Origin of the sequence: Lysinibacillus sp. NPDC093712, assembly GCF_050280025.1 — a bacterium.
Classification (GTDB): Bacteria; Bacillota; Bacilli; order Bacillales_A; family Planococcaceae; genus Lysinibacillus.
In genome coordinates, this window is sequence record NZ_JBNNUU010000003.1 from 37023 (window position 1) to 60255 (window position 23233).

Sequence of the window (23233 nt, forward strand, 5' to 3'; positions counted from 1 at the left end):
TTATTTAACAATCTGGTCTTTTAATGAAAACGAGCACTGACCTTGTTACAGAATCGCGCCCGATTGTGGAAGATCACACAACTCAATGATTTTCAAGCAAGCACCAATTAGCACAATAAAATAAATAAGTCTATTTCTTCAAATCGGACGGTAACATTCCATATACCATACTATCTGTCCATTCATTTTTATTCCAAAAATCTTGTATGAAATGGGCTTCCTTTCTCATGCCTATCCGTTCACATAATTTTTGTGAAGCTGTATTCCGTGCATCAAGATTAGCTTGTATACGATGTACATTAAACTCACTAAATAATTTATGGAGCAAATTACTTACTGCTTCAGTAGCCAAACCTTTCCCAGCTACTTCATTTGAAAAACTATAACCAATCTCAACTGTATCTTTCATATCTGTATACCATACGGATAGATCACCAACTACTTTAGTCTTGTATATAACAGCCAAACTTAACATTGATTCTTTCGTCAGTGCACTGTTCACTAGCTTTTTATTAAATCTTTCCTGCATGTCTTCTAGAGTCCATTTATTATGTAATAGGAATTTACATGTATCATCATTATTATAAATAGCAAATACGTCCTGTAAATCAGTACTCTTAAAAGGTCTAATTATTAATCTTTCTGTTGTGATTTCCAAGTTAGTTCCCCTCCCTCTAAACATTCTACAAAATAAAATCTACTATATTCAGGAACAAAGTGTAAACTATAAACTCCTGTAATGCCATTGTAATCCGGATTGTTATTTGCTTAAAGTACAACAATTGCAATCAACCCTAGTCTTCCACATAAAAGAATGATTGATCAAAAAACATTTTCATAGCATTTAAACCTCTTTCATCGATTTTATTTTGTTAACATATTTCATCATAGTTATTTAAAAACCTTCTTCCACTAAATGGCCCTTTAAAAGAAAAAGACGCGTTCCTAAATAAACGCGCCCGTTTGTTGAACAAAATAATTTGTTTACCCTTCAACAATTGCAAGATATTTTTTGATTTCTCCGTTTGATTCAACAATTAAAATATCTCCTCGTTCATTAGTCGAAAAAATCTTTGTCCCAACAGGAAGTTTATTCGACATCTCATCTTTAAAATCTGTATTAGCATCATTTTTTGTTTTTATTTCACCGATTTGAACATCTTTTGTTAAAGACAATTCTTCAACCCAATCAATATTAGTTTTGTAGATAACGCCATCATACTGAAAAATATCAGCATCAGAATCTAATGTTAAAACTTCTTCGGCATCTATACTGTCAATTGATACTGTTGTAGTTCCTCCTTGAATATTGCACCCTGTAATCATGAATAAAGCTAATGCAATCAAACCATAGAATAACTTTTTTATGTTCAATTCACCCACCTCTTTTATATAGACATAAATTGTCTACCAAAAGTTACATATCATCGTTAGAAGAAGAAGAAAAAAGCTGCTATGCAAGTCAATGTTCTTCAAGTAAAGCCCTCGTTAATTTCTCCCGTGGGATTACTTATTTCTCTCAAAGATGGTGCGAAACAAATTTATTTAAGAATCGGACATATCGTAGTATTCTTTCCATTCATTTATTGCTGTTTCAATATCTTTAGCTTGACTTTCAATAAGAAAACCTTCAATTTCAAAATCCACAATTCCAACTGCTATTTGTTCTGTACAAATACAATAATTATAAAAATTTACCAACAAAAATTTGACAATTTAACTACTACGTTGTATGGTTAGTTACACAAGTAACGAACCAATTAACTAGGAGGTGGATTGTGATTTATTCTTTAAGCAACGAAAAACCAATCTTCCAACAAATTCGGGAACGGATTGAAGATGCAATTCTTGATGGGCATCTCCATTCTGAAGATCGCATTCCATCGACAAATGAATTTGCCAAGGAGTATCAAATAAATCCTGCAACAGCAGGAAAGGGTGTGAACGAATTAGTGGAAAAGGGTGTCATCTATAAAAAACGAGGCGTAGGCATGTTTGTTAGTACAGACGCACGAAGGATTTTAATAGCAGAACGTAAGGAAATCTTCTTTGCACAACATATTGAACCGTTGAAAAAAGAGGCAATTCGTTTAGGTATCTCAGGTGAAGAATTACAAAATATGTTACAGAGGGGATAACTTATGAAAATCGATGTGAGAAATGTAAGCAAATTATATAAGCAGAAGCATGCTTTAAAAAATATATCGTTTACTATTGAAGGGCCAAAAATTATAGGTTTTTTAGGCCATAATGGCGCTGGTAAAACAACATTCTTAAACCTTTTAGCAGGGCTTATTTCTGCAAATGAAGGGCAAATTTGTGTCAATGACGAGAATGTTTTTAATGCCCCTGTTATATTACGAGACATTTGTTTTGTTGCAGAGAGTGGGAATTTTCAAGAAGATATGACAGTTGCGCAAAGTTTAAAGACTAATAGTTTCTTCTATCCAAAGTGGGATGGACAGCTTGCAAATGAACTACTTCAAGTGTTTGCTCTTAATCCAAAAGATAAGGTGCGCAATCTCTCCAAAGGGATGGTATCTGCACTCGGTATTATTACAGGGTTTGCCAGTAATGCTTCAATCACGATTTTCGACGAGCCTTACATTGGATTAGACGCAGCTGCTAGAAATACTTTTTATGATTTATTAATCGAACAACAAATAGAAAATCCAAGGCTATTTCTTTTATCAACGCATTTAATAGATGAAGCTAGTAAATTGTTCGAGGAAATTCTTATCCTCCATGAAGGTGAATTATTACTTCAAAAAACAGCGGAGGAATGGGAAAAGTATATTGTTGCAGTAAAAGGAAGCGCACAGGATGTCGAGCTCGCAATCAAAAACCTAGAAGTAATTTATAAGCATAGTTTTATGCAGGAGATGACAGCCGTTGTGTATGCTAGTGGTCAGGCTATTGAAGATGACAACATCACACTAGAAAATGTATCTTTACAAGACCTATTGGTGTATTTAAGTAAGCAGCAGAAAGCGAGGTTAGTAAAATGAAGACAGTACAGGGTAGCTTATACGTCCTTTTTCAAAGCTATAAAAAAAGTAATATTATTTTTTGGTGCATTTTGTTTTCAATCGTCATACTGTCATTTTTTATTGATACCTTTTTTGGACAGTATGTATCCTTTGTCATGACTATTTCAATACCTGTCTATATTTTTTATAGTACGATGGGGGCAAAAATATTAAATAAAACATTGCCCTATTTTTTAAAGCTTGGCCTAAGTCGTATGCAGTATGTGTGTAACGTTGGCTTGTTTTTCATCATTTGGAGCTTTGCGGGTGCATTCGTGATCGCTTGTTCACATAAAATCATTACCCTCGTTTCTAACCTATTTGATTATGAAAATATGGTTATTGTTCACCCTATTTTACTTTTCGACAATTCGGATTCATTTTTTTTAACAATGTCTATGGATACTGTGTTACTTCTACTCTGTCTAATTTCAAGCTTACTTTTAAATGTCGTCTTTTACCGCTTCGGAACATTAGGTGGCTACAGCTTTATTGGTGTACTTGCGTTGATTCCGATCATAATGGTCATTTTCGAATGGTATACACCGCTATTTGAATTAGTATCAAAGGTTTCTGCTTTTACTATCATCGCTAGCTTACTAGTTATTATTATTTTCATCTATATCATAATATCAAGTGCATTACGAAAAGCTTCTGCAATTCCATCATAAAACGGCGCATGAAAACATTAAATAAAGAAAAGTAAAAACATTAACCTTGAAGGGAATCAACAAAATGAAAAAACTCATTTTTAAAATTATTGGATTAGAAATGCTTCTTATATTTTTCTATGTTGCAAATGGCGCCTACGTATCCATTCAACAGCCATCTAGCCCGTTTCTACAATTTGCCTTTTTGATTCCTTTAGCAGTTGGCCTCTTCCTTTATATTGCTATCAAAAAGAAATGGAGCCATTACTTCTTTGTTGCAATCAATAAAGAAAATATTATAGTATTCTCACCGCTTCTTATTGTGTTATGTATTATTTTAATTGGCACAAAAGGTTTAAATTTCGAATCGATTAGTGATTTACTTCTTATGTTTATGATGCAAATGTTTATCGTTGCATTTATTGAAGAAACAATTTTCAGAGGCATCCTACTTCGCATGTTGCAACCAAAAGGAACCTTTGTTGCCGTATGGATTTCGAGCATACTGTTTGGCATCACACATTCATTGCAACTAATTGGAGGGCAATCGGTTGAAGATACCATCATTCAAATTATTTATGCCCTTCTTGTAGGTCTTGTTCTTTCATTACTGATTATCGATGGCCAATCCATTATTTTGACAATTCTCTTCCATGGTTTTAACAATTTCTTCAACTTTATGGGGAATGCTGAAAGTTCTATGCTAACAGCGTATATTATCATTATTGTCCTATTTGTTTATATGTTATTTTTATGGAGACGTGTTAAGAAAAAAAACAAGGGGCTACTCCTAACAGCATAGATCAAATTAAAAGCATCTTCGATTGAATTCAGGTATAAATACCTTAACTTTCAATTAGGAGGTGTTTTTCTATCGTATAAGTATGTACGTTGCATAGTTAGACCTTTTTTTACTGTCTACATGCAGTTAAAAAAAGGGCATTACCATAAGCTTGTCCTTTACAGGCTGCCCATTGATAATGCCCCATTCGCATCGATTCATTCTACATTCAATCTTACTTTTGAAAAACTCCTTTAGATACTATCTCTTCAACACTTACTTTTCGATCTTCATTTAGAGACAATGTAAGGGCATCTGCAGTAGCAATTGATGCTCTCGCAGCAGTACCGTCCAATAAAGGAATAAACTCCTCTTCAACCTCTGCCCCCTGCATAATACTATGGAAATACTTCATCTCTTTCTCCATAATCGAATGCAGCCACATTGGTGGTGTTTGATTTGGTTTACCATAGGCAATCGCTTGGTCAGACTTTAGCCCACTATAAATTCTAGTACGATCCTCATCCTCTTCTTTTGATTCATGCAATAAATATCTTTCTTCTTTTTCTGGTGTTTTTAAAACTACTTTTACATCTTGCAAATCGATTAAAATGGCACCTTTTGTTCCTTGGATTTTCACATAATGATCGCTCCATCTAAAGGCAGACCCATATTGTAATGTTGCAAATCGTTTATTTTCAAATTCAAGCGTAATTAATAACATATCATCTTCATCACCAAATTGTTCCCCTTGATGGGCAACATTTCCCCCAACCATTGACACACGTTTAGCTGGACCCATTAAAAACTGAATAAAATCAAGTTCATGAATATGATGATATAAATGACCACCAGAAAGTTCCCTTTGCTTTTTCCAACTTACTTCTTTTTGTGCTTCTTCCCAGCCATTACGTTCTGCGTGACAGAAAAGAATTTCACCAATTTCACCTTCGTTAATCAATTTTTTAGCTGTACGTACCCCGTTCATAAAATTCATGACATGACCTGCCATAAATGTAACGCCATTTTGTTTCGTAGCTTCAATCATCTCATTACAATCTTCATAGGATAAGGCAATTGGTTTTTCACAAAATACATGCTTGTTATTTTGTGCAGCGCTTAAGACGGGATGCTTATGAAATCCATTAGGGGAAGCTATAATAATCGCATCAATATCTGCTCGTTGACACAATGCTTCGACATTAGGTTCTACCTCACAATCTAGTTCTTTTGCTATAACCTCTGCATTATTTGGATCATATACCGCTACAATCTTCGCATCTTCTAAACTGTTAAGTATTCTTGCAAGACCTGCTCCAAAATAGCCTGTTCCTACTACTCCATAGTTGATTTGACTCATATTTATTCTCCTCTCAATTTAAACAATTATTATTTTCCTGCACCATCCGATAAACCGCCTGCAATCTTATTTTGGATAATCATAAAGAATATAATAGAAGGCAAAATGACAATCACTGATGCGGCCATCATTTCTCCCCAATCCAATACTTCTGAACCTGTTAAGGAATACAATGCCACTGATATTGGCATCTTTTCAGAACTATTAATAAGCAGCAAGGCAAATAAAAACTCATTCCATGTATTGATAAAGGTATAAATAGCAGTTGCCACTACACCTGGTGCTACAATTGGTAGCACGACTTGCACAAAGGTACGCACTATCCCTGCTCCATCTACCTTTGCAGCTTCCTCTATTTCTAATGGCACGGTTTGAAAGAATCCAATAAGCATCCAAATCGCATAAGGAATTGAAAAGGAAAGATATGTTATGACTAGCCCCGTCCATGTATTTACTAGACCTACAGATACGATAATAATCGAATATGGGACTGCCAAAAGAATAGGCGGGAACATATAAGTAGTGATTAAGATTTTCGTCATTTTCTTTCCTGCCTTTGGAAAGAAACGAACAATGCCATATGCCCCTAACGCGGACACTACGATGGTAATGAATGTAGCTGAAAAAGATACTAATAAGCTGTTTTTTATATTGGTAGTAAACGATAAGTCATTTAACACTCTGAAATAGTAATCAAATGTTATTTTTTCAGGAAAGAACGACAGTGGATTATTAGCCATTTCCCCTGAGGACTTTACTGACGATAAAATAATCCAAAGTAACGGGAAGACCGACACGATGGCTAATAAAGTCAAATAAATATAATTCAGTGTTGTAGATAGTTTGCTTTTTCCTACCATCATCGATCCTCCCTTTCCCATTTATCGAGTAATTTAAAGTACAAGAAACAAATACCAAGTAAAAATAATAATAGTATGACGGTAATGGCAGAAGCGACTCCAAGCTGCTTCATACCCCATCCTGCTTTAAATGCAAAGATTGGCAGTGTTGTCGTAATATCTGAAGGTCCCCCTCCAGTAATTAAGTATAGGATGTCAAAGTTATTAAAGACCCAAATCGTTCTTAAAACTAATAATAACCCGATAACGACACGAATATGTCTTAGCGTAATATGCCAAAATACTTGAAATGATGATGCCCCATCCATTTGGGCTGCTTCGTACTGTTCTGATGGAACCGTCTTCAAAGCAGATAAAATATTAACCATAAACAACGGTGCTCCAAACCAAATATTTATTAATACTACAACGATAAAAGCTAAATCTGGATTAGCTAGAAAGTTAATATTTGCGTCTGTTATTCCGAGTTTAGTAAGTAAATTTGGTAAAAATCCGTATACATCGTTTAGAATATATTTCCATGAAAAAGCAATGACGATTGCTGGAAATGCCCACGGAATTATCAATAAAGTTCGATAAAGTCCGGTGAATTTTGGAATTCTATTTAAGGCTAATGCAGCAGTAAAACCAATAAATAATTGCCCTGCTAACGACAAAACAGTCCATTTTATTGAATTCATAAAAGCCCTATAAAAATCTGGATTGGTTAATACAAATTTAAAGTTTTCTAACCATACAAAGTCATAAAATGGACGGATTAAATTTTTCGAAGTAAAACTAAAATAGATACTCGAAAAGATTGGATAGATTAATAGTAAAATAACTATTAGTACAGAAGGTAAAACGAACAGCATACCTGTCCAATTAAAAGACTTAAGTTTTTTTTCCATGTCTCGTCTCCTTTCCTGTTATGTATAGATCTGTGTTATCAATAACGCCTCAGCGTAATTGTCCCCAGATTTTATAGAGTCATCGCACACTTAAAGAAGTGTGATACAAGTTAAAAAACAAACGCTCTCATAATTCATGAGAGCGTCGTAAGTTGTGTATTCCGAGCCCTGCTTATTTACCTAACATCTTAAATAAGTCATTTAATTCCTTTTCGGCCTTTTCAGCAGCTTCGTTTACAGGTACATCTTTAAGAACGATATCCTGGAACATTTTTTCAATAACGCCTTGACTCACGATAATACCTGATTGTAAGGTAGGACCGTTCTCCATACCGATTGCAGTCCCTTTATCTACGGCTGCGCTAATAACTTTTACAGCATTATCAAATTTCTGGATAGTCGGATTATTTAAGAATTCTGGGTCCTCAGCAATGTCTTTTAAAGCTGGTAGCATACCTGCTGGCACTGAATGTAAGAACTTAATGTATTCTTCTTTTTCATATAAGCTTTCTACAAATGCCTTAGCAATTTCAGGGTGCTTACTATTTTTCCACACTACAACTGGAATGTTAGATGTTTCAATTCCGTTTTCTGGATCATTCGCATTAATTTTTGGCATTGGCGCAGCATCAATTTTATCGAGCAACTGTGGAGAATTCGTTTCCACTCCGCCGATTTGGAAACCGCTATTAAAGTCAAACGCAGTTTTTCCTTGATAGTATAAATTAGCTTGATCTAATACTTTATAATTGACTGAACCTTCAGGCGATGTCGCTTTATACATATTTATCCAGTAATTAATACCATCAATTGCGGCTTTACTTGTTAAGTTTGCTTTTCCATCTTTCGTTATTAACGTTTCACCAGCAGAACGAACATAAAAATTCAAGAATCGTGTTGCCATCATGTCGCCAGATCCCATTGGCACTGATAATCCATACACATCAGGCGCATTATTTAACTTTTTAGCAGTTTCATATAGTTCATCCCATGTTTTTGGAACTTCCAATCCTGCTTCTTCTAATAAATCTTTTCTATACCACATCACTTGGGCATGAGAATACAATGGTATCGAGTAATTATTTTCATCCACTGTTCCTTCTTGTAACGGAGCTTCATAAAAACGATCCCTACCAATGCTGTCAATGACATCATTTAATGGTACAAGCGCATCAACATCGATTAATTCAACGACATGGTTTGGCAATGCTGTACTCACATCTGGAACTTGTCCAGATTGCAAACCAGTCGTCCATTTCGTATAAAATTCAGGCCACGCAAACGTTTCAATTTTTATTTTTACTTTCGGGTGTTCTTTCACAAATGAATCTGCAGCTGCTTGCATAAATTCTAGTCTTGGTCCCTGTGTGAAGGAATGCCAAACTGTGATTTCCCCTTCAAATTCCCCTGAAGAGCTTTGGTTTGCTGTTGCTTCTTTTTCTCCACTGCTACAACCAGTAGTAATCATCATAGCTAATACGGCAAACAGCACTAACAATTTCTTTTTCATTCAAATACCTCCCATTAAATATTTTTAAGTATGAAAAGAACAAATTTATAACAATGCTTGTATTACAATTAGCAATTGCTCCATCGATTCAATTAGTATGTAATTCCTTGCTGGAATTTCTTCAATGGAGCACTTACACTTCCCATGAGAACATGGAACGCACCAATACCCGTTTTAATTTCTATCAACTTCTTACTAGATAGATTAGGCATGCCATATGACTGAACTTTCAGAAATATCCAGTTAAAGGACAGCGTGCAAACGTCATACATTCCTTTGTTAACGATGTTCCTAGGTATGCAAATAATGTAAGTTTTCATTTGAGATCCAAACTCCACTAACTATATTTCCCAGTTCTCTAACAGCAGAACACATGCATACCCCATCGTCATAACAAGCATAAAAAGCTGGAAAAATTCATTTTAATCTCTCTAATGTCATTTTTCACCCTCCCAATATTCATTATTTATCTGTTAACGCTTTCAACTGAAATATACCAAATTAAAATTTAATTGTAAATAATTTTCTTTATATTTTAAATTTTTGAAAAAAAAATCCACCAAAAACCAACATCTTCTCATCCATTGCTTCTAAGGAAAATTGTAAGCAATGTATGGTTTCATAGCTTTTTTAGTGTGAATAACTAGGTGCTTTTATTAAGCATTCTTTAAAAATGTTAATGTTGAGAATTTTCGGAATATATGTATAATTCACTTGTGTACGCATTTCATTTGAGAAAAATATATTCCTACACTGCAATATGTAGGTCTAAATACTTATTACTCAATAAGTTTTATGCGTTAATTTTGTATGGAGGTGGTACTATTCATTTTTGTCTTTTACTGTGGAAAACAAATCTAGTAACTTACAGCTAAAATGTTCTAACTTTCGCTTTACAAATTTAGCCTGTAGGAGTATAGCGTAAATATTGGACAATCTAAAAAATACGAGGAGGCTTAATATGAAATATCCTTTTAAAGTAATCGGTATTTCTACACTGCTCTTAGGGCTAGGTTTTGGTCAAGTAAGTCCAACTTATGCAAGTGCAGAAACTAATGTTACAAGTAATCAAATACAAACTGTTAGTACACCAATTTTTGAAAAAAATAATATAGTGTTAAATAACCAGGGATTAGATGTAACGAATGAACTACAACAAGCACTCACATCGGAAAGTTCTACAATAATCATTAAGTTTAAGTCAAACAATCAAAATGCATTGCAAGCTTTGTTTGGAATATCAAATAAAAACACTGGCTATAAAAATAATTATTTTGATATTTTTTTACGAAATAACGGTGAATTGGGTGTTGAAGTTAGAGATGCTAATGCAAATATAAATTATTTGATTGCAAGGCCTGCATCTCTATGGGGCAAGGATGAGAATGGAGAAGTGTCTAACACTGTAGCGTTTGTATCCAACGCACAACAAGGAAGTTACACGTTGTATGCAAATGGTGAAAAAGTTGTGGAAAGTAAGGTTTCATTGTTTAAAGCGATTAACAACATTACTGGCGCAAATTCCATTGTTTTAGGTGGCGTAAATCGAGCAGGGGCACTAGACTTTAAATTTAATGGAGAAATAGAGTCACTCAAAATCTATAATGAAGCTCTAGCTGATGCCCAACTAACAAATGACACAACCAATGCAACTACGGACAATTTAATTTTCAAGGCTGGGGATGCAACAAAAGCGAATTTTTTCAGAATTCCTGCTTTATATACGCTAAGTAATGGGAGAGTTCTTGCTAGTGTGGATGCTAGATACGGAGGGACACATGATTCTAAAAGCAAAATAAACATTGCAACCTCATATAGCGATGATAATGGGGTTACATGGTCCAATCCCAAACTAGCCTTAAAATTTGATGACTATGCAGAGCAAACAATTGATTGGCCTAGAGATGACGTAGGTAAAAATATTCAGATAAGTGGTAGTGCTTCTTTTATAGATTCTGCATTAGTGCAAGATAAACAGAATAATAAGGTCATTTTGATGTCTGATTTTATGCCAGCTGGTATTGGAAATCAAAATGCATTAAAAACGGATTCAGGCTACAAATCAATAAATGGACAGTTCTATCTAAAATTGAAATATGGCTCTGAATCGGCATATAATTATTCCATTCGTGAAAACGGTGTAATTTATAATGATATTTCAAATACACCAACTGAATATAGTGTGGATAATTACTACAATATAAAAAAGAACAATGAATATTTGAATGTAGAGCAGTACTCTGTCAAGTTTGAAAATGGTAATCTCATTGAGTACAAAAATGGCAATCAAGTGAAAATGAATATCTTTTACAAAGATTCCTTATTAAAAATTACACCTACGAACTATATAGGCTATACGACAAGTGATAATTCAGGAGAAACTTGGAATGCACCGCTATTATTACCGCCTTTCCTTGGATTAAATTCGAACGCTTCATACTTAAGCCCTGGACAAGGTTTGGTGTTAGCAGACACGAATCGTATTATTTTTTCATCATATGCAAGTAAGCAAATGGTATATATTATTAGCGACGACAATGGGCTAACTTGGACACATAAAACCGCTCCACTGCCGTTTACTAATGCAACTGCCGAAGCACAAATGGTGGAAATTAAACCAGGTGTCATTCAAACGTATTTAAGAACGACAACAGGCAAAATAGGCTATATGACGAGTTTAGATAGTGGAGATAGTTGGAGTGAAGTGAAATATCTAGACATCGTGGAAAATACCTCTTATGGTACACAACTATCGATTATTAAATATTCTCAGCTAATAAATGGCAAAGAGGCAGTAATATTAAGTACCCCGAATTCCACAAATGGCCGAAGAAATGGACAGTTATGGGTAGGATTCATCAATCAAGCTACAAATACAATCGACTGGAATCACAAGTATGATGTCGATTATCCGCAATATGGCTATTCATATTCAGCACTTACCGAGTTACCAAATCATGAAATCGGTTTATTGTATGAAAAATATGATGCGTGGTCTAGAAATGAGTTACATTTAAAAAATGTATTGAAGTACACTACTTTAACTATTGATGATATTATGAATTAACTCACACATTACGAGCGTTGTATTGCTAATTGATAATGGCAATAAGTAAAGAAAATACCATTCATACAATAATATAGTAGTAGCATATCAAGGGCTTCCAGAAGCTCTTGATATTTTTTGTAAACTAATTGGTTGCTCCTATTATTTGAATTAGTTTCCCATTATGAGCATCTATCACGACAGTTGGATTTCTATTATCAAATTGCAGCATAATTACCCATTCTTTACGGTTAAACATTCGATTTAACATGCCAGTTTGATTGTGCAATTGTGTATTTATTTGTTCAGTAGTCAGTTCCTTTACATTGACATTCATTTGCGCAGTATACGTATGTTGAGGAGGATTATTTAAATACATTTCTGCCTTTAAAACCGCATCTTTAGTATCTAACATTGGTGTCTTATAAAAATACAATAACAATAGTAGCAGGCACATCAAAGTCACAATGTTTTTCAATAGCCTATCTCCTTTGTTCTATATCTTATTGGCGGTTGCTTTGGTGTTATTGGCGATTCGCGGCATTTTAATGGCGATTTCTTCGATCTTAGTGGCGATTCGCTTCTTTTTATTGGCGATTCCCTCGATGCTATTGGCGATTCAGGACATCTTATCAGCGATCGCTTACCCCCAATAGATAATAATCGGAATGGTCCTCACAACCAGCAATATAATATTCTGTTTTGCTTTGCCTCTTACCTTTGCTAGTTATTGTTGTACAAATTTCTGTCTTAACTCCTTTATCTTGCCCACCGAATGCATCATTCGTGTTATCGTATGAATATTGAATGTTGTCCCCATCATAATGTAAATCCTGAAAAATAGGATCACCTTCGATGGTAAAGGATGTCACCCGAATCTTGTCCTCTTGCTGCTTTGTTATGCTCTGCAAAAATTGCTCAAAACGCTCAAGGTTGTGAACTTCACTTGGTGTAACCGTAATATCCCCTTTTTCAATGGCATCTGCTGTACTATAGCTACTTTTTGAACAGCCCGCTAAGAAAAGCATACTTATGAAAACAAACGTTACAAACATTACATTTCTCATCATTTTTATAGTTTATGTCCTTCATCTTTTTTATATATTATACACTAAATTTCCAATATATTGTAAAATCAATATTGTTCCCGGAACATATTGGAGGTAATTGAAGTGAAAAAAACTGCTGTATTGTTATACCCGCAATTTAGTGAATATGAATTAAGTGTTGCATTATCAATATTAATGCAAGGGAATAAACCCATTGTGACAATTGGTTTAAATAATAAAAGCAGCATTAAAGGTGAGTCAGGTTTATCTTGTTTAGCGGATATACAACTATGCGAAGTCAATTTAGAAGAGTTTGATAGTCTGTTATTACCTGGCTGTTTGGACATTATGACATTAGTTGATGCGCAAGAGCTAATCGATTTTATTAGAAAAATGAGTGCTAATGGAGCAATCATTGCTAGTATTTCAAGCTCTCCATACCTTTTAGCTAAGGCTGGTGTATTAAAGGGCAAAAACTATACAGTCGGCTTGTCACTTGAAAGTATGAAGCAATTAGGGGTTTTTGACCTTAACTATTACTCTGACGATTTAATCGTCCAGGATGGTGCGATTATTACTGCAAGAGGAAGAGGTTTTATTCAGTTCGGTGTTGCTTTTGGTAAAATGTTACAGCTGAATTTTGATGAAAATTGGTATCAAGCATAAAAATAAAGGATAGTTCTGTCGCCAAGACTGACGACAACTATCCTTTTTCTCTAGGCGTTTCAATATATACGACTAAAAAGAAAAGCTGCTCTTGTTATATTCAGAAGCTTTAATTTTTTCACTTTTTGGCTGTATCCATCGATAAATGATTTTCCCAAATAGATAAATCCCCCAAATACAGCATTCCTTTTTGGCAAATAAACATCACATGCCATGAAATTTCACTGCTCTGTGGCAGTTAAGAGATTTAACTAGCCCCTAATAGGCATACAAATAGACCACTTAGTCTTACATCTCATATGTTAATTATGAACCACAACTTATCAAAACAGGAGGTAATAACATGTTTAATCGTAAGCGTCACCATGGAAGAGGACCACAATGCTGCCCACCACAAACAATGCCAACACAATTTGACCCACCACAATTTTCACCACCAGAGCAATATGTTCGCACAAATTATATCCATACAGTTGTACCACACGTTCAGCCAGCACATATCACAACAGTTAACAAACATATCATTGATCATCAATACTACTTCCCATGCACTGAAAACGTAGTAAACGAATGCTGTGAAAACCACACACTATGCGGTATGCCACACAATCACTGCCATATGCCACAGCACCATATGGGTCACCATAAACATATGGGCATGGGTATGGGTTATTAATTTTTTATGCGATGAGACACTTTTTGTCTCATCGCTTTTCTCTCTATAGGCTGCAATATTCTTTTCCAGCAATCTTCACTTGGTTTCGCCCCGCTTGCTTAGCAAGATACAGTGCACCATCTGCAGCTTCAAAAAGGGCTTCTGTCGTACTAGCCATTTTCGGATACTCCGCAACCCCAGCTGATAATGTTACTGGACGTCCACATGGGCTATTCGTATTTGCTAATTGTTGTCTTAAATTTTCGGCTACAATTACTGCTTCTTCAACAGACGTATTAGGCAATAAGATAATAAATTCCTCTCCACCATATCGACAGCAAATATCGTGTTCCCGTGCTACAGCTTTCATATTTTTTGCTAAAAATTGCAGTACTTTATCTCCTACTGCATGACCATAGGTATCATTAACGCTCTTGAAATGATCTAAATCAAGTAAAATAATCGAATGCATCATATGTTTATTCTGCCATTCATATAGCATAGCATCCATTGTGCGTCGATTCGTGACACCAGTTAAAGGATCTGTTGTCGATTGATCTTTAAAATAGGATACTTGCCCCTGCAAAAAGGACAAACTTCGAATAAGCGCACTCTTTAAATAATACGCTTCAAAGTACCAACTGCGTACGGACTTTAACCCTTCTACATTTCGTGAATCTAAACTTTCTTCCGTTAACGTTGCTAACTGTTGCAGTGGACGGGCAATTCGCGCAGCTGTCCATAGTAAAATAATGATTGATAATAACATAAGAGGGATAGCCTTAATCGCTACATCTTGTACTCGATCGAACGAAGGCTCGAGTGCTACATCTAACGGTCTTTGGGAAACGACTCCCCACCCTGCTAGCGGCACGGAGCTATATCCTGCCAGCATCTCTACCCCTTTTGTATTCGTTACTAGCTTTGCGCCATTTTTTCCAGAGACAACTTCTTGAACAGCTTTATTTTTTATGACAACATCGTTAATGCGTGTTGGGTCTTGATGGTAAATAATACGTCCATCTGCATCTACTACAAAAACATACGAACCGTCATGGTAATAATGCTCTCCTAACAGCAAGTTAAATACATTTTTTTCCTTTAAATAAATTGTACCTGCTACCATTCCTAAGTATTTATTTTCCGCTGAAAATATAGGGTATGAAATAAAGATAATAAGTCTTCCTGTTATGCCTTCATATGGTTTAGATACTAGAGGGATTTTTTTAGATAACGCCTCTTTCCCCCCTGCAGAAGTTAAATACTTACCTTTAACATCTACAGAAGGCGGTGATACAGACAATACTAAACCATCCGCATTGGACACAACGACTGAGTTAAACATATTATTTTGCATTTTTAATCGATCTGTTTCCCGATCCAAGGCAGCCTCATCGTTCATGATAGATTCTATATTGTCCGCACTATATCCTAAAATTTGAAAGGCTTCTTCTAAGTATGCACTTGCGGTAGTTGCCAATTTATGTGCATATACACGATTGGTTTCAAGCGAATTTTCCTTTATCGAATCAACATTCATGCGATAGCCGCTCCATAAGCTACCGATACTTGTAAGAAAAAATGCTGCCATAGCTAAACCCATTATTAAATGCTTTAGCCTTAATTGTGTTGATTTCATTGTTTTTTATTACTCCTATTTATGTATTTTGGCCATCTTATTACTTAAGCTTAAAGACTCACTTTCTACTATCTATTAAAACACAAATTTCATTTTATTTTACAAATTTCTTGTATATATTAAAAGTATTTGTAAAAGAAGTGTAGTTAAAGACCTATATTGGATTTATAAAACTAAACTTTAAATCATTTTTCTGGTTTAAATATAAAACTATAAACTCAATATTTAATAATTTTTAATATATTTCTCTAACTTAATGTATATATTTATGATTATTGATGTCTCTTTTACAATTAGATACGATATTTGGAACTCGACTATTCTATTATATAGCAACCGAAATTTATGTACGAGATGATTATCCATTACAAAAAAAGACTATTTACAATATCGTAAATAGTCTTTTTTATTTAAAACTAAAATAGGAGAAGACTACTGCAGTTGATCTCCACTACGGGCGGGCGCTTTCCGCGGGCACATCGTAAGCCGCAACCCTCGCTAACGCGCGGTTTGTTGCGTCTTACGTACTGTGCGTTCCCGCAGGAGTCGCCCGCCCTCCGCTCCAATCAACTAGTGTCAACACGCTCTTTCGAAGGAAAAAGTGAAAATACAGTACAATTATCGCACTTATGATTATATACGATAGTCGTCTGCTTTAATTATTAAATAAATTTAGAGGTCTACTAAAGTTGATTTCCACTACGGTCGGTCACTTTCTGCGGGTACATCGTAAGCCTCAACCCTCGCTAACGCGTGGTCTGTTGCGTCTTACGTACTGTGCTTTCTGAGCAGGAGTCGCGCCCGCCCTCCACTCCAATCCAATCAACTTTATATGTATTGCTAGCAGTCTATTATAATTGCTACTTGGACATGGCAAACAGCTTCATAGAGAGGGGATGCTCGAAGTGTATGACAAGACGAAAGTAAGAACCCATTTTTTACAATAAAAATAACAAAAGGGATTAAGAATAGAAATCTTAATCCCTTTTGTCGACAAGCTGATACTATTTACAATAATAGCAAATAGTCTTTTTCTTATATTTCTTCTTTTCGAACATGCTCAATTAATTTTTCTAAATACTGGATAGAGCCTTGTATTCTAAAATTCGCATAGTCGCTAACAAAATCCGCCAGTACTTCTACACCAGGTTTAACTAAATGATGTCTGTCCATTTTAAAAAGATTGTCCCATTTTGAATGCATACCGCTTAACTTTTTTTCTAAAATATGAATGATTTTATCACGATCAACATGTTTCATATTTGCTAAACCAATCACCATATCGCCTATTGTATTTGCATTTTCAAGGGATTTATAAATCTTTTTTGGCAAGGCATCGCGCCCTTTTTCCGTAATAGAAAAGACATGCTTATCAGGTCGATTATCCTCTTTTATAACTTCTTTCGTCTCAATTAGCCCTTGTTTTGCTAATGATTCAATATGATAATACAGCTTACTTTCCGTCAAACCATTTATCGAATCAAGGGACTGTAATTCTGAGATCTGTTTTTTTAAATTATAAGGATAATTATCGCCTTCCATAAGCTTGCTAAGAATGAAAATTTGAATTGCCATTGTTTCAGCTCCTTAGGCAAATATTAGTTCTATTTTATCAAAACTAACGATTTACTTCATCAGAATTTTAATCCTTTGATAAATTCTTAAAAACTACTTCTCCACAGCTACTGGTAGTGGTTTATGAAGGATCCCAACAATAAGAACATTAATGACCATTGCCACAAAGCCAACTGTTGTTAATCCTAAAACGAACGGAGCCGCACTCACACTACCAAAAATACTGTTAAAGTATGCTTGAACAGAATAATACATTGGTGAAATGTGACTCATCCATTTATAAGGTAAGTACATCATATCACGAGAGATTGTAGCACCATTGGCGATTGTTTGGATTAATAGAATTGGAATGTTTACAATCATACCAGCTTCTCCAATTAATAAAACAAAAACTGCAGTGAAGTTAAAGCATGCCCAATAGTTTAGAATTTGTTGACCCCAAATTTGGAAGAATGAATCTGCTCCAGATAAATCATTGATGGCAAATGACATTCCTGTTGATACTAACCCAGCTAACATACCGATAATAATCGATGTTAATTGCATGTAGATAAATAAACGTGTTTTCGTTGCTTTCCCACGACTCGCTTTAAACGCACCTACTAATTGCATCGCACCAATCATAGCCCCAACATAAATTGCCATTGTTAAAAACATTGGTAACATATTGTTATGCATACCATCTGGCACGTCGTTCAATGTCACAATATTTCCTACATAACTATTTTCAATTTGCGCCGCTAATTCTGCTGCTTGCTCTTTTGGAACATGTAAGTTCATTAAAATTCCTTGAGCTGTTTGTTGTGAAAATTGTGCACTTAGTTGTGCATTAATTTGCATGACAATTTGTTGCATAGAAGATGACACTGCTGTTGCACCAGCTTCATTAATTGAGAAATCAATGCTAGATGATACATCTCCTTTTTGTAAATCAGCTGAAAACGTCTCTGGAATGTGAACAACTAAAGCTAAGTCGTTTTTTTCTAAATCTTTTATAGCCTCTTTATTTGAGATGTCTGTTTGAATATCCTCGAATGGTAGTTGTTCAGTTAAACTATCAGCTATTTGAGCGCCATATTCCCCTTTATCATCATTAATAATGGCAATCGGTAATTGATCCATATTGCCCGGTATTGCTGTATACCCTGGTAAAAAGATACCCAGCATACAGACCGCATATAAGATCCCCATAAAAATAGAGCCTTTTGCACCCTTCGTTTTCAAAAACTCTTTAAACTTCATTTAATTAGTACTCCCCTTCTACAAACCTGTTTGTCCAATTTATATTCTAAACAGAATAGTTTAATTTAAGTAGTTTAATTAAACCGTGAGTGTAATTCTACAAAAATACTATTTACTTTGCAATCAATACATATAGGCTACAAATATTAATTTTTATAATTTGTCTAAACTGTGAAATAGCATCTCTTTGATAACGTTTACAAGTTCAGACTTAGAAAATCAGGTATTATTTGTAAGCAACGAGCGTATAAAGACATTTATATTTGAACAATAAAAAGCGTTGGACGTATAGCTCCAACGCTTTTTATTTATTAGTTTTATTACTATCCTGTCTCATTTTCTGTATGAAAAGAATTATATCAATTGATTAATACATTCATTCATATTTCTTTAAAACGATCGCTGCGTTATGACCGCCAAAGCCAAATGAGTTAGATAAACCGGTATTTATATTCACATGACGAGCAACAGTTGGTACATAATCTAGATCACAAAATGGGTCGGGATGCTCTAAGTTGATAGTAGGAGGAATGATTCCTTCCTTTAAACTCATTGCTAAAGCAATTGCCTCCGCTCCACCAGCAGCCCCTAGCATATGACCAAGCATTGATTTATTTGCTGTTACTGGGATTTGATAGGCTTGTTTGCCAAACAACTGCTTAATAGCCATCGTTTCAGAAATGTCCCCTACTTTTGTACTTGTCGCATGCGCACTAATAATATCAATTTCGTCAGGTACTATATTGGCATTTTTTAATGCTGTTTTCATTGCAAGATAGGCACCTTTACCTTCTGGATGTGTTGCGACGATATGATGTGCATCTGAACTAGCACCATAGCCGATTACTTCTGCATATATTTTTGCCTCACGTTTTAAAGCATGTGATAACGATTCTAAAATAAGAATGCCTGCTCCTTCTGACATAACAAATCCATCTCGGTTGTCATCAAATGGACGGCTAGCCATAGCAGGTTCATCGTTTCTTGTTGATAATGCCGTAGCATTCCCAAAGCTAGCTATTGATAAGTCTGTTATCGCAGCCTCTGTTCCACCTGCAAACATAACATCTACTTCACCGTAACGAATTAATCTAAATGCTTCTCCGATAGCTGTATTTCCGATTGCACAAGCTGAAACAGGTGACATGGAAGGACCCATCGCTTTCCACTTAATACTAATTTGAGCCGCAGCAGCATTAGCCATCATGGCAGGTACTAAAGTTGGGCTAACTCTTCGTGGCCCTTTCTGTCTAAGCGCATCAATATTTTCAATGAAAGTTTCAATTCCACCTATACCTGACCCGACGTATACGCCTAATCTTTCTGCATCTATTTGATTGAGGTCTAAATTGGCATCTTGCCATGCTTGTTCTGCCGCAACTAAGGCAAATTGAGCAAAACGATCTAAACTTCTTGCTTCTTTCTTACCTAACGCTTCCTCTGCATTGAAGTCTTTAATAATACCTGCAATTTTTGTCTTTTGATTTGTAATATCAAATGTATCAATCGTTGATATGCCAGATTGTCCATTCTTCAAATTGTTCCAAAATGTTTGAACGTCGTTGCCTAGAGGAGAAACTACTCCCATTCCAGTAATCACTACTCTCTCCATTTTTCATTCCTCCAAATCAATATGATAATTGTATTTTACATCGTTCATATCCTATTACAAGACACAGTTTATCCTGGTATAATAACTACTAGGAAAAAATGATACTGAGGTGTTGTTAACTTGAATGATAAAAATAGGCTTGAAGCTTTGTCGACATTTTTAAAATCGAAACGTGCCCAAATAAAGCCTGAGTCTATCGGTTTGCCTGCCGGAACTCGGAGAAGAACACCAGGGTTACGCAGAGAAGAAGTTGCCCAATTAGCAGGTGTAAGTACTACTTGGTATACATGGCTAGAGCAAGGAAGAGATATTAAAGTATCTGCCAGTGTACTTGATTGCATTGCTACAGCTTTGCAATTGAGTAATGATGAAACAGACTACTTATACAACCTTGCATTAGATGTAAAATCTGAAATGACAAATCTAAAAAAGAATTCTTCAGAGCTTAGCCCTGCTTTAAAACGAATATTAGCTGAATTAACATATTGTCCAACGATTATTACGGATCGCCATTGTCATATTGTCGGTTGGAACGCTGCTGCTGCACACGTTTTTTTAGACTTTGACCAAGTACCGGATAATGAAAGAAATTTGATTCGTTTAGTGTTCACTAGAAAAGAATTTAAAGCGTTAGCTGTCAATTGGGAACATTTTGCGAAAGGTTTTCTTGCTATTTTTCGTACCTACTATGGACACTATTTAGGTGATGAATGGTACAACCAATTTATTGAGGACATGAGTCAATCCCATCAAGAATTCCGAGATTTATGGCAAGAAAGTCAAGTGAGTAAGGCGCCAGAAATGATAATCGAATTTAGACATGCAAAAGCAGGAAAAATGTTGTTTAATCTAACTTCACTCCAAGTTCAAGGAGATATGGATTTACGGTGCAGCATTTATACACCTGCAGAGGAAACAGAAACAGAGGATAAATTAAAGCGGTTAATGAAGAAGGTATCCGCTGAAAAATGAACGGATTGAGGACAATTTGTCAGTAGAATAAAACGTTGGAGCCCTAGAGATGCACTTTAGCTGGCTACGGGCTCCAGATATTTATGAAAGCATGAAATTTCACCTTTTTGTATGCTTAAGTGTCGAGGAAAATATCTTCCTTTTTGTAGAAAATTTATCCCAGCTATCCATCCTTAAGATAAAATTTACCAACATATGGGTTGACTAAATATGTCTTATCCTTTGTATATCTGTAAATAAAAACCCTCCACAGGTGCTTGTGGAAGGTAAAATATAAATATATTTAGTATTATGTTTTTTAATTTTTAAAAATCTAGCTCCAAACAATCAGATTAACTAAAATTAATTTGTAACATTAAGTTTCATCACTTTAGTTACGCCATTTATTGTAAATTTAATTTCATATATTCCTTCTGTAACTAGAGTCTTAGTACCAAACTTAATCATTAGCCAAAATGGTTGATCAGGATATGTCATAATGTCTACGTTTGGAATTGTAATAGTTTGACCATTATTCGAGATCATTCCTGCTGTTAAATTAATTCCTGAATCATTATTTGAAAATGCATATTTATCATTAATATCAGCAGTAAATGCTCCGTCTAAATCAATAGTAACAGTTGCATTAATAATGGGTTTTTCAGCATGGACTGTTGGCCACAAACTATTTAAACTTCCAATATTTACACTAGTTCCAACTGGGAATGAATATGAGGTACTTCCGATATTGTCCTCTAAAGAAAATGATAATCCCAATACTTGTGTTGTAGCTGGACTTAATACTGGATTTCCTGAAGGTACCCCAGATTGTGCTACTGGTGTTACTTCAAAGAAGATATATTTATCCACATCTGCTTCAGTTAAAGTATACATATTAGATTTAGCACCACTAATTGCTACCTTATTTGTTCCAGCTACATCTTCCGCAACGTACCATCGATAAGTTGAAGTACCCTCTAAATCATTTTCTTTGTCAGTGTAATCATAGTTTCCTATTAAAACTTGTCCTTCTTTTACTGTTCCACCAATATTTACATTTAATACTTTTGGTGCTTCATTACTTGAACTATTCTCGTCTTATACACTTTAACGCTTTATAACGAGCCTTCACCGTACGTGCGACTTTCATCGCATACGGCGATCCGTCAACAATAATTTTCAACTTATTCTTATTTCCCCGTCAACATCGTAATTTTATTTCTATATTAAATCAATAGATTTTCTACAAGGTAAAGAAATCTTAACCTTCTATTGTTTTTGCTCTTAATTTAGACATTAGAAAACGTTATCAAGAATAGTGTGGCATGGGTGTGGTTGTTTCAGTTATACTTTTTTCTAGAAGTTTATTGCTATTCAACTAGAGGAGAAGGTTAGTTAAATCAGCAGTGAGAAACTTTTACTTTTTAGGTTCGTATAACTATTTCTATAACATTATTGATTTTGCAAAAATCACATAATATATGAGGTGTATAAAAATGTATAAATATATGTATGTAGAAGCAAAGGTTTCTGGTTTATTTACAATGGAAAGTCATAGGGAATTAATTGATAAGTATAGTAAAGAAGGCTGGAGATTTGTTGCTACTATTCCTAAAAGTAGTGGGTCATATGGTCAGATTAAAGCAAATGATTTGGTTTTTGAAAAATATGAAGGAAAATGAACATCAATTTTCAATTAAAGGCCCTGTTAGAAATTA

General features: G+C 34.9%; 21 protein-coding genes and 1 pseudogene. 9 read left to right on the forward strand and 13 right to left on the reverse strand.

What is annotated here, in order from left to right:
* Positions 1-130: 130 nt before the first annotated feature.
* Both ACQKNX_RS12885 and ACQKNX_RS12890 read right to left on the reverse strand, forming a co-directional pair.
* On the reverse strand, positions 131-658 hold the full coding sequence (locus ACQKNX_RS12885; protein ID WP_427429227.1) for a GNAT family N-acetyltransferase: 528 nt from the start codon (positions 656-658) through the stop codon (positions 131-133).
* Positions 659-984: 326 nt separating this feature from the next.
* A complete protein-coding gene (locus ACQKNX_RS12890; RefSeq protein WP_427429228.1) occupies positions 985-1383 on the reverse strand; it encodes a hypothetical protein in 399 nt (132 codons plus the stop codon).
* A gap of 395 nt (positions 1384-1778) precedes the next feature.
* Between ACQKNX_RS12890 and ACQKNX_RS12895 the strand changes: the two genes are divergently transcribed.
* The 4 genes from ACQKNX_RS12895 to ACQKNX_RS12910 all read left to right on the forward strand — a co-directional run bounded on the left by ACQKNX_RS12895 (position 1779) and on the right by ACQKNX_RS12910 (position 4481).
* Complete coding sequence (locus tag ACQKNX_RS12895; RefSeq protein ID WP_427429229.1) at positions 1779-2138, forward strand: GntR family transcriptional regulator; 360 nt, start codon at positions 1779-1781, stop codon at positions 2136-2138.
* Between the two features lie 3 nt (positions 2139-2141).
* Entirely contained in the window at positions 2142-3008 is an 867-nt protein-coding gene (locus tag ACQKNX_RS12900) for an ABC transporter ATP-binding protein (RefSeq protein ID WP_427429230.1), read from the forward strand.
* Positions 3005-3700, forward strand: coding sequence for a hypothetical protein (locus ACQKNX_RS12905; protein ID WP_427429231.1), 696 nt, complete (start codon positions 3005-3007; stop codon positions 3698-3700). The genes ACQKNX_RS12900 and ACQKNX_RS12905 overlap by 4 nt, the downstream gene beginning before the upstream one ends.
* A gap of 64 nt (positions 3701-3764) precedes the next feature.
* Complete coding sequence (locus ACQKNX_RS12910; RefSeq protein WP_427429232.1) at positions 3765-4481, forward strand: CPBP family intramembrane glutamic endopeptidase; 717 nt, start codon at positions 3765-3767, stop codon at positions 4479-4481.
* 214 nt (positions 4482-4695) lie between these two features.
* Here the strand turns inward: ACQKNX_RS12910 and ACQKNX_RS12915 are convergent, their stop codons facing one another.
* From ACQKNX_RS12915 to ACQKNX_RS12930, 4 genes are all read right to left on the reverse strand, one after another.
* Complete coding sequence (locus ACQKNX_RS12915) at positions 4696-5820, reverse strand: Gfo/Idh/MocA family protein (RefSeq protein ID WP_427429233.1); 1125 nt, start codon at positions 5818-5820, stop codon at positions 4696-4698.
* A 29-nt stretch (positions 5821-5849) separates the two neighbouring features.
* Complete coding sequence (locus tag ACQKNX_RS12920; protein ID WP_427429234.1) at positions 5850-6683, reverse strand: carbohydrate ABC transporter permease; 834 nt, start codon at positions 6681-6683, stop codon at positions 5850-5852.
* Positions 6680-7570: a carbohydrate ABC transporter permease gene (locus tag ACQKNX_RS12925; RefSeq protein WP_427429235.1), complete on the reverse strand. Its 891-nt coding sequence runs from the start codon at positions 7568-7570 to the stop codon at positions 6680-6682. The genes ACQKNX_RS12920 and ACQKNX_RS12925 overlap by 4 nt, the downstream gene beginning before the upstream one ends.
* Before the next feature lie 172 nt (positions 7571-7742).
* Entirely contained in the window at positions 7743-9080 is a 1338-nt protein-coding gene (locus tag ACQKNX_RS12930) for an ABC transporter substrate-binding protein (protein ID WP_427429236.1), read from the reverse strand.
* Between the two features lie 961 nt (positions 9081-10041).
* Between ACQKNX_RS12930 and ACQKNX_RS12935 the strand changes: the two genes are divergently transcribed.
* Complete coding sequence (locus ACQKNX_RS12935) at positions 10042-12147, forward strand: sialidase domain-containing protein (protein ID WP_427429237.1); 2106 nt, start codon at positions 10042-10044, stop codon at positions 12145-12147.
* 124 nt (positions 12148-12271) lie between these two features.
* On the opposite strand, the gene ACQKNX_RS12940 is transcribed toward ACQKNX_RS12935, so the two are convergent.
* Both ACQKNX_RS12940 and ACQKNX_RS12945 read right to left on the reverse strand, forming a co-directional pair.
* Positions 12272-12604 (reverse strand): hypothetical protein, encoded by a 333-nt coding sequence (locus ACQKNX_RS12940; RefSeq protein WP_427429238.1) that lies wholly within the window; start codon positions 12602-12604, stop codon positions 12272-12274.
* Positions 12605-12758: 154 nt separating this feature from the next.
* The gene (locus ACQKNX_RS12945; RefSeq protein WP_427429239.1) at positions 12759-13181 is read right to left on the reverse strand and encodes a DUF4362 domain-containing protein; all 423 of its coding nucleotides are present in this window, start codon (positions 13179-13181) and stop codon (positions 12759-12761) included.
* 117 nt (positions 13182-13298) lie between these two features.
* Between ACQKNX_RS12945 and ACQKNX_RS12950 the strand changes: the two genes are divergently transcribed.
* Together ACQKNX_RS12950 and ACQKNX_RS12955 are read left to right on the forward strand one after the other, a co-directional pair.
* Complete coding sequence (locus ACQKNX_RS12950) at positions 13299-13841, forward strand: DJ-1/PfpI family protein (RefSeq protein WP_427429240.1); 543 nt, start codon at positions 13299-13301, stop codon at positions 13839-13841.
* 343 nt (positions 13842-14184) lie between these two features.
* A complete protein-coding gene (locus tag ACQKNX_RS12955) occupies positions 14185-14517 on the forward strand; it encodes a CotD family spore coat protein (protein WP_427429241.1) in 333 nt (110 codons plus the stop codon).
* Positions 14518-14560: 43 nt separating this feature from the next.
* Here ACQKNX_RS12955 and ACQKNX_RS12960 read toward each other — a convergent pair whose 3' ends face one another.
* The 4 genes from ACQKNX_RS12960 to fabF form a co-directional block, all read right to left on the reverse strand.
* Entirely contained in the window at positions 14561-16135 is a 1575-nt protein-coding gene (locus tag ACQKNX_RS12960) for a sensor domain-containing diguanylate cyclase (RefSeq protein WP_427429242.1), read from the reverse strand.
* A 1035-nt stretch (positions 16136-17170) separates the two neighbouring features.
* Positions 17171-17710 carry a PadR family transcriptional regulator gene (locus ACQKNX_RS12965; RefSeq protein ID WP_427429243.1) on the reverse strand — a complete coding sequence of 180 codons (540 nt, stop codon included), beginning with the start codon at positions 17708-17710 and terminating at the stop codon, positions 17171-17173.
* Positions 17711-17803: 93 nt separating this feature from the next.
* A complete protein-coding gene (locus tag ACQKNX_RS12970) occupies positions 17804-18952 on the reverse strand; it encodes a YhgE/Pip domain-containing protein (protein WP_427429244.1) in 1149 nt (382 codons plus the stop codon).
* Positions 18953-19328: 376 nt separating this feature from the next.
* Positions 19329-20564, reverse strand: coding sequence for a beta-ketoacyl-ACP synthase II (gene fabF, locus ACQKNX_RS12975; RefSeq protein WP_427429245.1), 1236 nt, complete (start codon positions 20562-20564; stop codon positions 19329-19331).
* 120 nt (positions 20565-20684) lie between these two features.
* Here fabF and ACQKNX_RS12980 point away from each other — a divergent pair, with 120 nt between their 5' ends.
* The gene (locus ACQKNX_RS12980) at positions 20685-21536 is read left to right on the forward strand and encodes a helix-turn-helix transcriptional regulator (protein ID WP_427429246.1); all 852 of its coding nucleotides are present in this window, start codon (positions 20685-20687) and stop codon (positions 21534-21536) included.
* A 342-nt stretch (positions 21537-21878) separates the two neighbouring features.
* Here ACQKNX_RS12980 and ACQKNX_RS12985 read toward each other — a convergent pair.
* A pseudogene (locus tag ACQKNX_RS12985) lies at positions 21879-22568 on the reverse strand (hypothetical protein); the annotation flags it as partial.
* Between the two features lie 443 nt (positions 22569-23011).
* Here ACQKNX_RS12985 and ACQKNX_RS12990 point away from each other — a divergent pair.
* The gene (locus ACQKNX_RS12990) at positions 23012-23197 is read left to right on the forward strand and encodes a DUF4177 domain-containing protein (RefSeq protein ID WP_427429247.1); all 186 of its coding nucleotides are present in this window, start codon (positions 23012-23014) and stop codon (positions 23195-23197) included.
* Positions 23198-23233 lie beyond the last annotated feature (36 nt).